Here is a 15,284-nt window from a genome sequence, read left to right as displayed (position 1 = left end):
CCACCTATTCCAGCACTTGTGCCGCGACAGGTGGCCCGGACAAGCCGGGCCATGACGAAAGGGAAACGCAGCGGCGGACCGTTTCCGAGATGTGTGCATCCCGTAGGGACACGCCCGGCCATGACGGTGAGGGAGAAGACCTTGCTCCGCCGGACGCCCTATCCTGATACGCATTGGGCGTGTCCCGCCATGACGCAGAAGCAACCGCCGCACCGCCGGGGAGAACCGGATGCCAGGCATCGTCGAAGCTGTCAGCCAGCGCGCCGGTCATCATTTCAGCAAGCGGCCGGGGATGTGGATCACCCTGCTTGCCGGCCTGGGCGTGGAAGGCGACGGGCATGCCGGCGCGACCGTGCGGCACCGGTCCCGCGCCGCCCGCGACCCGACGCAGCCCAATCTCCGCCAGGTGCATCTGCTGCACCGGGAACTGTTGGATGAGCTGGCAACGAAAGGCTTCGTCATCGGCCCCGGCGACATCGGCGAGAACATCCTGACGCGCAACGTCGACCTGCTCGGCCTGCCCACCGGCGCCATCCTGCAAATCGGGGATGCTGCGCGAGTGCAGGTGACCGGATTGCGCAATCCCTGCATCCAGCTCGACCGTTTCAGGCCAGGGCTGATGGCGGCGACGCTGGACCGCGACGCCTCCGGCACCCTGGTCCGCAAGGCCGGCATCATGGCGATCGTGCTGGCGGGCGGCACGGTGCGGCCGGGCGATGTGATCGACGCCATCCTGCCGCCGCAACCGCACCTTCCGCTTCGCCCGGTGTGATTTTGCATCCCGCTGCCCATGGTGATCCACTGTGCCGAACCACGGGAGGATCCGGCCCATGTCATCGGAAGCATCATTCTTCGGCCTCGCCGGCCGCAAAGCCCTGATCGTCGGCGGCGGGCAGGGCATGGGCGAGAGCAGCGCCCTGTTCCTGGCCCGCGCCGGCTGCGACGTCGCCCTGGTCGACGTGGTGCCCGAACGGGCCGACGCCGTCGGCGGGCGTATCGCGGCGCTCGATCGCCGAGGATTGACCATTGCCGGCGACGTGCTGGACGACGCCCAGGTCCCGCGCATCGTCGCCGAGGCCGAGGACAAGCTCGGTGGCCTGGACGTGATGGTCTCGATCGTCGGCGCCGCGGCCTGGGGTTCCCTGCTGGACACCACGGCCGACGTCTGGGACCAGCAGATGCGGCTGAACCTGCGCTATTTCTTCCTGGTGGCGCAGCAGGTGGCCCGGTCGCTGATCCGGCGCCGGCAGCCCGGGGCGATCGTCGGCATCGCCTCGGTGGACGGGCAGCGGTCCAGCCCGATGCGCGGCGCCTATGGGGCGGCCAAGGCGGGGCTGATCAGCCTGGTCCAGACCATGGCGGTGGAGTGGGCGCCGCACAGCATCCGGGTCAACGCCATCGCGCCGGGCCATATCGTGACGCCGCGGCTGTACGACACGCCGCAGCGGGCCGAGGCCTACGCCGCCAGCCTGATCCCGATGCGCGCCCGCGGCACGCCGGACGATATCGGCCAGGCGGCGCTGTTCCTGGCCTCGGACATGGCGCGCTACGTCACCGGCACGACGCTGGACGTCGATGGCGGCCTGCTCGCCGCCAACCTGTTCCCGCGCGGCCTGCCCGGCGCCAACCAGGGATGAGACCGGCAGCCCGAAGGGCTGACCGGTCAACGCGCGGGGTTGGTGGGGCGGCCGCGCGAAAACAAAAAGCATACCGGCAGCCCGGCGCGTTCCAAAGCGGTCAGCTTCGGGCTGCCGGTATGACGCTTCACAGGCGGCCCGCATGCTGGCACCGTGCTGAAAAGGGGGAATCACCATGAACTTCGACTTTTCCGACGACCTGAAGCAACTGCGCGACCAGGCGCGGCGCTTCCTGTCGGAGCGATGCACGCCGGCGGTGGCCCGCCGCTCGCTTGACGGGCAAGAACGTTACGCGGTCGATCTCTGGCGCGAGATCGCCGGCATGGGCTGGATCGGCGCGGCAATCCCGGAGGAATTCGGCGGCGCCGGCCTGGGCTACGAAGGCCTGTGCGTGCTGGCCGAGGAAATCGGCCGCGTGGTGGCGCCGGCGCCGTTCGCCTCCACCGCGTACCTGGCGGCCGAGGCGATCCTGACCGCCGGGTCGGACGCCCAGCGCCGCGAATGGTTGCCGAAGCTGGCCGACGGATCGACCATCGCCTGCTTCGCCCTGTCCGAGGGCGCCGGCAACCCCGAGCCCGACGCGATCCACGCCCGCGCCGTCGGCGGCATGCTGAAGGGGATCAAGTGGCCGGTGGCCGACGGCGGCATCGCCGACATCGCCGTGGTTGTGGCCTGCAACGAGGCGCGGCAGGCCAGCCTGTACCTGGCCGATCTGGCGAATGTCCGCCGGCGGGATCTCACCACCGTCGATCCGACCCGCAACCAGGCGCGGCTGGACTTCGAGGCGGTGCCGGCCGAGCGGTTGGGCAACGGCGGCTGGGGCGCGGTGCAGCGTGTCCTTGACCGCGCGGCTATTCTGTTCGCATTCGAACAGGTCGGCGGCGCCGACGCCTGCCTGCACATGGCGCGCGACTATGCGCTGGAGCGCTATGCCTTTGGCCGGCCCATCGGCTCGTTCCAGGCGATCAAGCACAAGCTGGCGGATGTGTACGTGGCGCTGGAACTGGCGCGGTCGAACGCCTACTACGGCGCCTGGGCGCTGGGCGCGGACGCCACCGACCTGCCGCTGGCCGCGGCGACGGCGCGGGTCTCGGCCACCGAGGCGTTCCACCTGGCCTCGAAGGAAAACATCCAGACGCACGGCGGCATCGGCTTCACCTGGGCGGTGGACTGCCACCTGTTCTACCGCCGGTCCAAGGAACTGGCACTGGCGATCGGTTCTTTGCCGTTCTGGAAGCACCGTCTGGTCGATCTGCTGGAAACCCGCAACGCAGCGTAGAGGGAACGAACGTCATGGACTTCAACGATACCCCGGAGGAAGCCGCCTTCCGTGCCGAGGCGCGGGCGTTCCTGAACGCGCATGCCGAACCCAAGGCGGCGGCGCGGCCGGTGCTGCGGCAGAGCGGCCTCGATGCCGAGGGCGTGGCGCGCTGCAAAACCTGGCAGGCGAAGAAGGCCGACGCCGGTTTCGCCGGCCTTACCTGGCCGAAACGGTTCGGCGGGCGGGAGGCGTCGCCGATCCTGCAGGTGATCTACAACCAGGAGGAGGATGATTTCGTCGTGCCGCGCGGGCTGTATGAAATCGGCCTGGGCATGTGCATCCCGACCATGATGGCCTATGCGAAGCCGGAACAGCTCGACCGCTACGTGCGCCCGGCGCTGCGCGGCGAGGAAGTGTGGTGCCAGTTGTTCAGCGAGCCGGCCGGCGGCTCCGACCTGGCGGCCCTGCGCACCAAGGCCGAGCGGGACGGTGACGACTGGATCATCAACGGGCAGAAGATCTGGACCTCGGGCGCGCATCTGTCGGATTTCGGCATCATCGTCGTGCGCACCGATCCGAACGTGCCGAAGCACGAGGGGCTGACCTTCTTCTTTCTGGACATGAAATCACCCGGAATCGAAATAAGGCCGATCCACCAGATGTCGGGGGCGCGGCATTTCAATGAGGTGTTCTTCACCGACGTGCGGGTGCCCGACAGCCAGCGGCTGGGCGCGGTGGGGCAGGGGTGGCGCGTGTCGCTGACCACGCTGATGAACGAGCGGCTTGCCGTGGGCGACGTGCAGCGGCCGGACGTGGACGACCTGGTGGAACTGGCGCGCAAGATGCGGATCAACGGCAAGCCGGCGATCCAGAACGGCGCGGTGCGGGAACGCATCGCCGAGTGGCAGGCGCGGTCGCAGGGGCTGAAGTTCACCCGCTTCCGCACCATGACGGCGCTGTCGCGCGGCGAGACGCCGGGGCCGGAGAACTCCATCCACAAGCTGGTGAACGCCTCGAAGCTGCAGGACATCGCCAGCTACGGGATCGACCTGATGGGCGCCGCGGGGCTGGTGGTGGACGACGACCTGGCGGAGGCGTACGCGATGTTCCAATCCGCGCTGCTGAGTTCGCCGAGCATGCGGATCGCCGGCGGATCGGATGAGATCCTGCGGAACATCATTGCGGAACGGGTGCTGGGCCTGCCGCCGGACATCCGGGCGGACAAGGGGATGCCGTTCAACCAGGTGCCGACGGGGCGGCGGTAGGATACGTCTCTGCCGCTGCCGGACCAGGCGGCACGGGCGTTGCTATGTCGTCATGGTGGCCCTGTGGCCGCCATGACGACGGAATCAGTCGTGCCGCCGATGCCGCTGTTTTGGCGCCATTGGAGATACGCCCGGCCATGGTGGACAGCAATCGCCCGATACGCCGCTGTTGCCAGGGGCGCGTGACACGCGGCGGAAAAGCGAGACTCCAGTCAATGCCGATGATCGTCAGATTGGGATTGTAGAACGGATCGTTCCGGATCGCCTCCGGCCAGGCGCGCCACAGATTGTCGCATTCGCGGTGGAACTGCCGCAGGCGGCTGCCACCGGTCGCGGGGCCGAGGCTTGCGCTTTCATGGTGGAACAGTTGGGCGTGCGGGGTCCAGACGACGGCGAAGCCAGCGCGGTTGAGCCGCAGCCCGATGTCCACGTCGTTGAAGGCGATGGCAAAATCGCGCTCGTTGAAGCCGCCGACGCGCAGGAATACCTCGCGCCGCATGACCATGCAGGCAGCTGTGACGGCGGAGTAACGTTGTGCGCAGGCGGCGCGGCCGAAATAGCCCGGTGCCTCACGCGGAAGGCCCGTATGCGGATGCCCGGCTAGCGCGCCGATCCCGACGACGATGCCGGCGTGCTGGATCGTGCCGTCCGGGTAATATAGCTTGCAGCCGACCGCGCCGACTTCCGGACGCAGCGCCTGCGACACCATCTCCGACAGCCACTCGGGCGTGATCACCTCGATGTCGTTGTTGAGAAACGCCACCACCGGCGCGCCGGTCTGCGCCACCGCCCAGTTGTTGAGCGCGGCAAAGCTGTACGGCTGGTCGTAGCGCAGCACACGCACGCCAGGATGCTGCCGGATCCGCTGCAGGTACTCCAGCGTCGGCGCCTCGACGCTGCCGTTGTCGACGACGATGATCTCGATGGCCGGATAGTCGGTACGCGCAAGAACCGAGTCCACGGCGACCCGCAGCAGCGCCACCTTGTCGCGTGTCGGGATGATGATCGCCACGCGCGGCGGGTTTGGCGGCAACGGCCAGTGGACGCGGCAACAGCCCGGGGGGCCCTGGGATTCAACGCGCGCGCCGGTGCGGCCGGTGCGGTCGAGGTGCTGCTGCACGGCACGCGCCGCGGCCTGGTGCGGATCGTGCTGTTCGCCGCCGGCCGTCGGCCCCGGGATCGCGCGCCGATGGTACAGGATGAAGGGGATATGTCCAATGCGCCCGGGCGCGGTGCGCTCGGCGACCCGCAGCGTCAGGTCGTAGTCCCCGCTGCCGTCGAAGCCGCTGCGGAAACCGCCTGCGTCCTCGACCAGGCGGTGGCGGAAGACCGCGAGGTGGCCAACCGCATTCTGGCTCAGCATCAGGTCGTGGTTCCAGTCCGGCTTGAACCACGGATCGTGGCGCAGGCTTGCCGCGTCGATGCTGTCTTCGTCGGAGAAGATCAGGTCCAGGTCCGGCCGCTCCGCCAGCGCCTCGGCCACCATGTAGAGGGCGTGGGGCGCGAGTTCGTCAGCAGGATCGAGCAAAGCAACGAATTCGCCGCTTGCCAGGGCCAGGGCGGCGTTGGACGCAGCGGCGGCATCGCCGTTCTGCGATCGGCGGACGAAACGAATGCGTGGGTCGCCGCGGGCGTAATCCTCGCAGATGGCCGGCAGGTGGGGGGCGGTCGAGGCATCGTCCGCCAGGCAGAGTTCCCAGTGCGGCCAGAGCTGGCCACGCACGGACTCGATGCACTGCCGGAGCAAATGGCCGGGCGTGTCGCGCAGCGGCACAATGATCGAGATCGTTGGTTTCCCGCCGATGTCGGCGATGCGCCCGGCGATGGCGGCCCGGTCGCCGGCGTCCAGCCGGTCGTGGGCGCGGATCCAGTCGGCATAGGACGTGGTGCCCGATTGCTGCCGGTCACGCAGCATGTGCGACAGCACGCCGCGCAGGCCCGATTGGCGCCCGATCCGCACCGCGGCGGCGGCGTAACGGCTTGCCATGCCCGGCTGGCGCAGGCGGTGGACAACCGGTGCGACGCGCCGCAGCGCGACGCGCGCCAATCCGATACGCTCGATTTCGGGGCGATCGACCTGGAACCGGCCACGCCCGCTCAATGGGTCGAGCCGGAGCGCCTGGACCGTGTCGGGCAGGCGCAGGAGGACGCCGCTGCCCGTAGCTTCCTGCAACGAAATGCGCCGTGCGCCGCCGATGGAAAAGCCCGTGCCGTCGTCCACGGCGAGGACGGGGGTGAGGGTGCCGTCATCGGCCCTGGCGCCGAACCGCAGCAGGACCCAGCCCTTGGGCAGGCGACCGGAACGTGGGCGCAACAGAAAGCCGGGGGCGTCGCCGGTCGCGATCCAGGCATCGCCGTCCGGCGCCAGGTCATGCAATGGAACCAGGTCCAGTAGGTCAGCCATGCGATCCAGGTCCTGCCGGCAACGGGCGGCGTCCTGGGATCAGGCCGGGAATGCCGTGCACGTCCTGCTGGAAGACCTCCGGTGCGTCAGCGCGGGTCATGGCTGCGTTTCCGTCGCGGGTGTGTTCAGCGATACGGGTCGAAAGCCGTAACGTCGGTGCCTGCCGTATGGTGGGTTCGGACGACATCAGTGAGCGCGTACATGCATCCTCGGAGCTGGGTGTATCAGGCGGGCGCAGGTCGATTGGCGTCAAGGCAAATGTATGTGCATGGTCGATGCCGGGAAAACACACTAACTCCAAAACAATTACGGGAGCGGCCGGCCGAGATAACTGGGCGGCACGGCATTGCACGCACAGGCTGCATCGCCGGCAACCAGAAACTGGCCCGTAACGAACATCGCGGTCGACGGCGACCGAAGCTGGTTCCTCGTCTGGCGGTTGCGGCCTCCGACGGTTCCGGACGAGAATCCTGCATTGTGCCACGCACAGCAGACGTCAGTCCTTAAGAATCATGAAAACAGGGCAGGGATTCTTCACAATCGCGGGAGAAGCGGTTTGTTGTTCGGATTCCTCCGGATGACCGAATTCATGCCTGCTGGCGGCATCGTAGGCTGAGGGTCACTGGCCGCCCGTCCGCGTATGATCGCTGGTTGGAGCGCATTCACGGCAAGCCTGGCTGCACGACGCCGTCATGATGGGTGCACGCCCTGACACCGCGGGATCGGGGACGTGGCCGTTCCTGCACCTTCATGGTGGGCGAAGGCCCCATTGGCGTTAAAACAGGGCTGGCTGTTGCCTCCTCGTCATGGCTCGGCTTGTCCGGGCCACCTGTTCCAGCACTGTGCCGCGACAGGTGGCCCGGACAAGCCGGGCCATGACGGAATGGCAAGCATCGTGCCGCCGCCACGCCATTTTAACGCCAATGGGGCGAGGGCCCACCATCCACACCTGTGCCGCGGTATCAATATACCGCCAGGCGTGGATGGTCCGTCTTTGCAGGCCCAGGCGACGCAGGCCTCGATGCCCGTCACCGAGCCATCCGCGCCCTCAGCCGTTCGCCTTCGCCATGAACGCGGCGATCTCGTCAAGCACTGGCAGCACCTTGTCCGCCCCCTCCGACTCCACGTTGAACACCACGCGCTCCACGCCCATGTCAGCATAGCGCTTCATCAGGTCCAACTCGCGGCGCGGGAACCAGACGGTGATGGCGATCTCGTCCGGGTTGCGCCCTGCCTCGGTCGCCATCTTGCGGAACTCGGGGATCAGGTCGCCGATCTCCTTGTAGCCGCCGCGAGCCGCCTGCGGAATCCAGCCGTCACCGTAACGGATCGCCCGGCGGGCGGAGTAGGGGAAGGCGCCGCCGACGATTACCGGCGGATGTGGCTTCTGCACCGGCTTCGGCCAGGTCATCATCGGGTCGAAGTTCACGAATTCGCCATGATATTCCGGCTTGTTCTGGGTCCAGATCGCCTTCATCGCTTCGACCCGCTCCCGCGCCACCTTATGCCGATCGGCGAATTTCACGCCGTGGTCCTCCAGCTCGTCCTGGTTCCAGCCGTTGCCGATACCGAACAGGAACCGCCCGCCGGAGACCTGGTCGATCGACGCCACCAGCTTCGCCGTCTGGATCGGGTCGCGCTGCGCCACCAGGCAGACGCCGGTGCCGACCTTCAGCGTTTTCGTCGCCGCGGCCGCCGCCGTCAGCGTCACGAACGGGTCCATGGCGTCGTAATACTTCTTCGGCACGTCACCGCCGCCCGGGAACGGCGACTTGCGCGACAGCGGGATATGCGAATGTTCCGGTGCCCATACGGATTCGAAGCCGCGCTGCTCCAGCGCCTGGCCCAGCGCCCCGGGGGCGATTGAATAGTCGGTGAAGAACATCGATACGCCGGATTTCAGCATCCTGAGCTTCCTCCTGCCGATTGAATCCGGGCATGCTGCCTCAATTAACTCCGATGCTCCAGACCCGGCGGTATTCTCTGGCCGCCGGCGCGCCGGCACGCTAGGGTGACGTTCCACCACAAGAAGGGAAAAACCACGGTGTCCGACACGGAGCGCGCCCCGCCAATCCGAACCGCGCCCGTCAAGATCACCGATGTGGCGGCCGCGGCCGGCGTCGCGCCGATGACCGTCTCGCGCGTCATCAACACGCCCGACCGGGTCTCGCCGGAGACCACCGCCCGGGTGCGGGCGGCGATCGAGCGCCTGGGCTACGTCCCGAACCTGATCGCCGGCGGGCTGTCCTCGCGCAAGTCCCGCATGGTCGCCGCCATCGTGCCGACCATCGCCCACCCGATGTTCGCCGGGCTGGTGCAGTCGTTCAGCGCCTCGATGCGCCAGGCCGGCTACCAGGTGATGCTGTCGATCAGCGGCTATGACCAGACGGATGACGAGGCGCTGTTCCACGCGCTGCTCGGCCGCCGGCCGGACGCGTTGCTGATCACCGGGTCCGCCTATACCCCCGGCGCCTTGCAGATGCTGATCGAGGCGCGCATCCCGGTCGTCGAGGTTTGGGACGTCTCCAGCCGGCCGATCGACATGGTCATCGGCTTCGACCACGCCCATGTCGGGCGCGAGGTTGCCGATTTTCTCCTGGGCAAGGGCTATGAGCGGTTCGCTTCGCTGTCGGCGCGGGATTCCCGCGCGCTGACCCGGGCGCGCGGCTTCACCGAGCGGGTGGCGGCGGTGGGGAAACCCCTGGTCCTGGAACAGACGACCTGCGCCCCCAGCACCGCCGGCGCCGGGCGTGACGGCATGCGCGCCCTGCGGCCGCTGCTGGATCAGCCCTGCGGGCTGTTCTGCAGCTCCGACCTGATGGCGTTCGGCGTGGTGACCGAGGCGCGGGTGCAGGGCGTGGCGCTCCCTGCCCAACTCGGCGTCGTCGGCTTCGGCAACTTCGAGTTCAGCGAAGTGAACGAGCCGCCGATCACCACCGTCAGCCCCGAAGGCAGCGGCACCGGCCGATCGGCCGCGACGTTGCTGCTGCGGCGGCTGGCGGGGGAGCGGGCGAGCGACAACGACCGGATGCAGGTGCCGTTCCGCATCGTCGAGCGGGCGACGACCTGAGCGATCCCGCGATCTTGAGACTTCGCCGCGCATTGCGCACAGTGCTCCGAGACGTCCCATCCAGGCGGAGCCAGCATGATCAGCGTTGAAGAAGCCCGCGCCCGTATCCTCGAAGTCCTGCGCCCGACGCCGGCCGAGGTCGTGGCGCTGGCCGAGGCGTGGAACCGGGTCACCGCGGCGCCGGTGGTGGCGCGCCTGACCCAGCCGCCGGTGGATGTCTCGGCGATGGACGGCTATGCGCTGCGGGCCGCCGACGGCGCGGCGGGGGCGGTGCTGGCGGTCATCGGCGCGGCGCCGGCCGGGCATCCGTTCGACGGCGTTGTCGGCCCGGGGCAGGCGGTGCGGCTGTTCACCGGCAGCGCCGTGCCGGCGGGCGCCGATGCGATCCTGCTGCAGGAGGACGCGGCCCGCGACGGCGACAGCGTGCGGGTGAACGAAAGCGTGACGTTGGGCCGTCACATTCGCCGGGCCGGGCAGGATTTCGCCGCGGGCGACGCGGTGATCCCGGCCGGGCGGCGGATCACCGCCCGCGACGCCGGCCTGGCGGCGGCCGCCAACCATCCCTGGCTGCCAGTGCACCGCCGTCCGCGCGTGGCGATCCTGGCCACCGGCGACGAGATCGCCATGCCGGGCGAGCCGATACCGCCGGGCGGCATCGTCAGTTCCAACTCGCACGCGCTGGCGAGCCTGGTGCGCGCGGCGGGCGGGGCGCCGATGATCCTGCCGAACGCGCGGGACGACGCGGCGGCGATCGCCGCGGTTGCCGATGCGGTGGCGGGGATGGACCTGCTGGTCACCACCGGCGGCGCGTCGGTGGGCGACCACGATCTTGTGATCGCGGCGTTGCAGTCGCGCGGCCTGACGCTGAATTTCTGGCAGATCGCGATGCGGCCGGGCAAGCCGCTGCTGTTCGGGCAACTGGGGACGACGCCGGTGCTGGGCCTGCCGGGCAATCCGGTCTCGGCGCTGGTGTGCGCGATCCTGTTCCTGCTGCCGGCGCTGATGCGGTTGTCGGGCCTGCCGGCGGCGGCGCTGCCGACGACCGCCGCGGTGCTCGGATCGGCCGTCAGGGCGAACGACCGCCGGGCTGATTACCTGCGCGCCTCGATCGCGTGCGACGCGGCGGGGCGGTTGGTGGCGACGCCGTTCCCGGTGCAGGATTCGGCGATGCTGCGGCGGCTGGCGAACGCGGATGCGCTGGTGCTGCGCCCGCCGCATGCGCCGGCGCTGGAGGAAGGCGCCGAGGTCAGCGTGATCCGGCTCGATTCCCTTGGTCTGTGAGGCGCGCTGGGTGTCAAAAAAGGCGTGTGCACGCCGGGATAATCAAAATTTTTCATGGTTTTGCTTGACGTCCTGGACGGAACCAACCTAGAACGCTCGCTATGGTTGCCGGTTTGTTCCGGAACCCGCGTGCGATACCGAGTGCAAGGACGCCCATCATGTTGACCCGGAAACAATACGAACTTCTGGTGTTTATCGACAGCCACCTGAAGCAGACGGGGTTTTCTCCGTCGTTCGAGGAGATGAAGGACGCACTGAACCTGCGGTCGAAGTCCGGCATCCACCGGCTGATCTCGGCGCTGGAGGAGCGGGGTTATATCGCCCGGCGGCATCATCGTGCCCGGGCGCTCGACGTGCTGCGGCTGCCGGACAATATGGTTCCGCGCGAAACCGCCGCGGCGTCCACCGGCACCGACGCGGCGGCGGGGTTCTCGCCGAACGTAATCCGTGGCGATTTCACCCAGCGCCTGCCGGGCGTGCGCACGGCGAATGACGCCGGGGCGATCGAGCTGCCGATGTATGGGCGCATCGCCGCCGGCCTGCCGATCGAGGCGTTGCGCGACACCAACAGCCATATCGAGGTGCCGATGGCGCTGTTGGGTGCGGGTGAGCATTACGGGCTGGAGGTCGCCGGTGATTCAATGATCGAGGCTGGGATCCTGGACGGCGACATGGTGATCATCCAGAAGGGCGACACGGCCGAGAACGGGCAGATCGTCGTTGCCCTGGTGGACGACGCGGAAGTGACGCTGAAGCGCCTGCGCCGCCGCGGCAACTCGATCGCGCTGGAGCCTTGCAACGTGCGGCACGAGACGCGGATCTTCCCGGCCGACCGGGTGAAGGTGCAGGGTCGTATCGTTGCGTTGATGCGGAAGTATTAGACCCTGCCACCCATGGACGCCCGGGGCGTGGGCGTGCCCCATGGTGCTGTCTGCCCGCTGCCGGGATGACGGGCAGGGCGTGACGCAAGACGGGAAGGGGAGATCGGCAGGCGTTGTGTGTGGACGTTACTTTGTTGTCATGTTCGGGATGGGCCGTCGTCGGCGCTACGCCGAACCATGGACAGGTTGAGAGCCTGTTTGAGTGAATAATGCTTGTGGATCAGTGGTTTACCGTGATGCCTGATAGACGAACACGGCCCACACGACCTCCATCGAGGGCAGGTCGTTGGAGGATGCGCACGGCTCGCGCCTGCCGACCCTCAAGAGCGGAGGTACCTCCCGGTCTACTGCGGTAAACGAGGAGCGGCTCAAGTAAAACAGGCTCTGAGACGACAGGTTGAGACAGGGCGACAGTGCGCCCTGACCGTCATGGCCCGGCTTGTCCGCGTAGGCACTAACCTAAAGGGGGAACAGGGCGCGGTCGTCTCTCTATCGTCATGGCCGGGCGTGTCCCGGCCATCCGCGCTGCGACGGTGGAGGGTGGATGGCCGGGACACGCCCGGCCATGACGGAGAAGCAATGGACACGGCCCTATCTCCGGGTCAGCGCGTATGCGGCTTGTCCGGGCCACTTATTGCAGCACGCGTGCCGCGACAGGTGGCCCCGACGCGCCCGGCCATGACAAGCGGGAACGCCCCCGGCGCTACTCCGACAGCCGCCGCGGCGTCCACGGCCGCAGGCCCGGACTGCCGACCCCCAGGAATCCCAGCTGCCAGCGCAGTTCCTCGATCGACAGCGGAAAGCTGCCGCCCTGGGCGGGCCGCAGGATCATGTCGGGCGCCAGGCGGGCCAGCATCGCCTGCAGGATCACCGCGGTGGACATCGACAGCCCCGCCTTCCAGGCCAGACTGACGACGGCCTTGGCGCTGCGCAGCGCACAGGCCCGCTCGACCACCTGCAGCGGCACGTCGGCCTTCGCCGCCAGCATCGCCGTCGCCACGCCGGTGGCGTTGCGCCGCAGCGCGTCCAGCATCGCCTGGTCATCCAGCCGTCCGGCATCGCGCAGCGCATAGGCGTGCGCCAGCGCGGCCTGCGGCGTGGTGTTCGGCGCCAGCGCCTCCAGCGGCCCGAACATCCCGGTCGGCGTCTGCGGCGGCGTGCGGTTCAGCCTGAGGCGCAGCTCCAGGCTCAGCTTGGGGTCGAGGTCGGTCCGCGCCACCAGTGTCTCCAGCAGATGGCTGGTGACGATCTCCGACAGGATGCGCGCCGCCCGCGGCGGCAAATGCGGCCGCCGCACCAGCGGCTCCTGCCAGGCGGTCTGCTCCTCGGACTGCGCCGCCAGCGCATCCAGCGCGGCCTCGCGGATCTGCGCGGTATGGTTGGCCAGCAGGGCGCCGATGGCGGCGACGTCGGCGGTTTCGACAATCGCGTCGGAGACCGCCTCGGTGATCTTCGGGCGCCGGGCGACCGCGGTCAGCGTGGTGGAGGGCGGACCCGCGGCGATCAGCGCGACCAGGTCCTCCTCCGTCAGCATCGGCGAGAACAGGATCACCGGCTCGGACACCATCACCGCCGGATCGTGCGCCAGCCGCAGGATGATGTCGCGCGGCCCGTCCGACAGGTCGCGCACCGCCTCGGCGACGCTGGTGCGCACCCGCAGCGCCGCGTCGGCCACCAGCGCCGTCAGGTTGGCCACCGCGTCCTGCTGCACCCGCTCCCGCGCCGTGTCGGTCAGGCCGGGCGTCAGGCTGGCCAGCTTGCGGCCGATGATCGAGCGCACCCGCGCATCCGCGTCCGCCGCCAGCGCCGCGGTCAGGCTGTCGGGCAGGGCGGGGTTCAGCGCGACGCTGGCGCGCACGGTGACGGACGGATCCTTCGCCAGCGCCTGCAGCACGTCAGGGCTGGTGTTGGCACTGGCGCCGCGGCGGACCCGGGCGGCTTCGTCGGCGTCCATCATGCGTCTCCCTCGGTCGATACCCGCCAGTGATTGCGGCCGGCGCGCTTGACGCCGTACATCGCCATGTCAGCCCGCCGCATGAGGTCCTCGATGCTTTCCGGGCTTCCGGGGCCGCGCAGGGCGATGCCGACGGACAGGCCGAGGCCGGCGACCGCCTCGGGCGCCACGCTGCCAAGCTCCGCCGGCGCGGCCTTGCACAGGTGGTCCGCCCGTTCCGCCGCCGTCGCCTGGTCGACGCCGCCGAGCCAGACCGCGAATTCATCCCCGCCCAGGCGCGCGACCAGGTCGGAGGGCCGCACCAGCCGGCGCAGCATGTCGGCCAGCCGGATCAGCACAGCATCGCCGACGGCGTGGCCCTGGCTGTCGTTGACCGCCTTGAATCCGTCCAGGTCGATGAACATCAGCGTGCCCGGCGCACTCTCGCGGTCCAGCCGCGCGGTCTGGCGCTGCATCGCCTCGAGGAAGGCGCGGCGGTTGAGCAGGCCGGTCAGCGGGTCGGTGCGCGCCTGCTGCGCCATCTCCTGCTGCACCGCCTCGTATTCCAGGATCATGCGCACGATGCCGGCAGCCGAGGTGGCGATCAGCGTGTCGTCATGGTTCCACGCGTGCGCCCGGGCGGTGCGCCAGAGCGCCAGCCCTTGCGCGAGCCCGGCGCCGGCGCCGAAGCGCGTGCGGCAGCCGATGGCCAGGACCCTGCGCCCGTCCGGGCCGGTGGCATCGGCTGCCTCGCTATCCGGCCGGACCAGCAGCCGATCGGCGGTATCGAGCGTGGCGGCGGCGCCGGGGCCGCGCTGGTGCAGGATGCGGCCGGGCGCGCCATCCGCGCCGCGCGCGACCACTGCCGCGCCCTCGGCGCCCAGCGCGTGGATCAGCGCCCAGAGCGCGGTATCCATCATCTGCTCGGCCGCGGCCTCCTGGCCGACGCGCGACAGGATGTGGTCGAGCACCTCGCCACGGCGCAGCCGGCCGGCGATCTGCGACGATTGAAGGTCGCAGTCGGTCAGGTCGATGCCGATGCCGCGCGCGCCGGTGATGCCGCCGCCGGCGTCGCGCAGCGGCGCGACCGAGACCGCCATCGTCGCCAGCGAGCCGTCATAGCGGCGCAGCCAGGCGCGGCGGCGCCGTATCTCGGTGCCGGGGCGGAAAGGATTGAACACCGGGCTGGCGCCGTCATCGCCCAGCAGCAGCTCCGACGGCTGGCCGATCAGCGAGCCGATGGGCCAGCCCAGCGCCTGGTCGGGGATGACCAGGACGAATCGGCCGCTGGCGTCGGTCTCGAACGCCACGTCGGCGGCCAGGATCACGAGCTGGCGCCAGCGCTGCCGGCTTTCCTCCAGCGCGTCGCGGATGAGGTCGGGCGCCGGTGCGGCAAAGGCGGCCGGAAGCGGAGAGTCCAGGATTGTGTCGGTCATGCGCGGCGCGTCCGAAGGATACCGGGAACGGCATGAAAGCCACGAAATCGTTAATGAAAGGTTGCCGGGTGGGGCGATTTGATCCGCCGGACGCGGTTTGTCGCCGATACCGGCAC

The 15,284-nt window shown here is 69.2% G+C and carries 11 protein-coding genes; 7 read left to right on the top strand and 4 right to left on the bottom strand.

From position 1 onward, the window contains the following. Positions 1–229 precede the first annotated feature (229 nt). From CCS01_RS06575 to CCS01_RS06560, 4 genes are all read left to right on the top strand, one after another. Entirely contained in the window at positions 230–772 is a 543-nt protein-coding gene (locus tag CCS01_RS06575) for an MOSC domain-containing protein (RefSeq protein ID WP_104518031.1), read from the top strand. A 58-nt stretch (positions 773–830) separates the two neighbouring features. Next, positions 831–1,637, top strand: coding sequence for an SDR family NAD(P)-dependent oxidoreductase (locus tag CCS01_RS06570; protein WP_104518030.1), 807 nt, complete (start codon positions 831–833; stop codon positions 1,635–1,637). Between the two features lie 175 nt (positions 1,638–1,812). Then, complete coding sequence (locus CCS01_RS06565) at positions 1,813–2,916, top strand: acyl-CoA dehydrogenase family protein (protein WP_104518029.1); 1,104 nt, start codon at positions 1,813–1,815, stop codon at positions 2,914–2,916. A gap of 14 nt (positions 2,917–2,930) precedes the next feature. Beyond that, positions 2,931–4,163, top strand: a complete 1,233-nt coding sequence (locus tag CCS01_RS06560) for an acyl-CoA dehydrogenase family protein (RefSeq protein WP_104518028.1) — start codon at positions 2,931–2,933, stop codon at positions 4,161–4,163. Here CCS01_RS06560 and CCS01_RS06555 read toward each other — a convergent pair. Together CCS01_RS06555 and CCS01_RS06550 are read right to left on the bottom strand one after the other, a co-directional pair. Next, positions 4,135–6,567 carry a glycosyltransferase family 2 protein gene (locus CCS01_RS06555; RefSeq protein WP_104518027.1) on the bottom strand — a complete coding sequence of 811 codons (2,433 nt, stop codon included), beginning with the start codon at positions 6,565–6,567 and terminating at the stop codon, positions 4,135–4,137. The two genes, CCS01_RS06560 and CCS01_RS06555, sit on opposite strands and share 29 nt — an antisense overlap. Positions 6,568–7,615: 1,048 nt before the next feature. Further along, positions 7,616–8,473: an LLM class F420-dependent oxidoreductase gene (locus tag CCS01_RS06550; RefSeq protein WP_204848159.1), complete on the bottom strand. Its 858-nt coding sequence runs from the start codon at positions 8,471–8,473 to the stop codon at positions 7,616–7,618. A gap of 138 nt (positions 8,474–8,611) precedes the next feature. On the opposite strand from CCS01_RS06550, the gene CCS01_RS06545 reads away from it, so the two are divergent. The 3 genes from CCS01_RS06545 (at position 8,612) to lexA (ending at position 11,799) form a co-directional block, all read left to right on the top strand. Further along, positions 8,612–9,637: a LacI family DNA-binding transcriptional regulator gene (locus CCS01_RS06545; RefSeq protein ID WP_146101592.1), complete on the top strand. Its 1,026-nt coding sequence runs from the start codon at positions 8,612–8,614 to the stop codon at positions 9,635–9,637. Between the two features lie 75 nt (positions 9,638–9,712). Continuing rightward, positions 9,713–10,918, top strand: a complete 1,206-nt coding sequence (locus CCS01_RS06540; protein WP_104518025.1) for a molybdopterin molybdotransferase MoeA — start codon at positions 9,713–9,715, stop codon at positions 10,916–10,918. A gap of 158 nt (positions 10,919–11,076) precedes the next feature. Then, on the top strand, positions 11,077–11,799 hold the full coding sequence (lexA, locus tag CCS01_RS06535) for a transcriptional repressor LexA (RefSeq protein WP_104518024.1): 723 nt from the start codon (positions 11,077–11,079) through the stop codon (positions 11,797–11,799). Between the two features lie 703 nt (positions 11,800–12,502). Here the strand turns inward: lexA and CCS01_RS06530 are convergent. Together CCS01_RS06530 and CCS01_RS06525 are read right to left on the bottom strand one after the other, a co-directional pair. Then, the gene (locus tag CCS01_RS06530; RefSeq protein WP_146101591.1) at positions 12,503–13,756 is read right to left on the bottom strand and encodes a DUF2336 domain-containing protein; all 1,254 of its coding nucleotides are present in this window, start codon (positions 13,754–13,756) and stop codon (positions 12,503–12,505) included. Further along, positions 13,753–15,168, bottom strand: a complete 1,416-nt coding sequence (locus CCS01_RS06525) for a sensor domain-containing diguanylate cyclase (protein WP_104518022.1) — start codon at positions 15,166–15,168, stop codon at positions 13,753–13,755. The genes CCS01_RS06530 and CCS01_RS06525 overlap by 4 nt, the downstream gene beginning before the upstream one ends. Between the last annotated feature and the right edge of the window lie 116 nt (positions 15,169–15,284).

The sequence above is a fragment of the Rhodopila globiformis genome, assembly GCF_002937115.1.
Taxonomy (GTDB): domain Bacteria; phylum Pseudomonadota; class Alphaproteobacteria; order Acetobacterales; family Acetobacteraceae; genus Rhodopila; species Rhodopila globiformis.
Note: the sequence above shows the minus strand (reverse complement) of the source record. Positions and strands in the feature narration are given on the sequence as shown.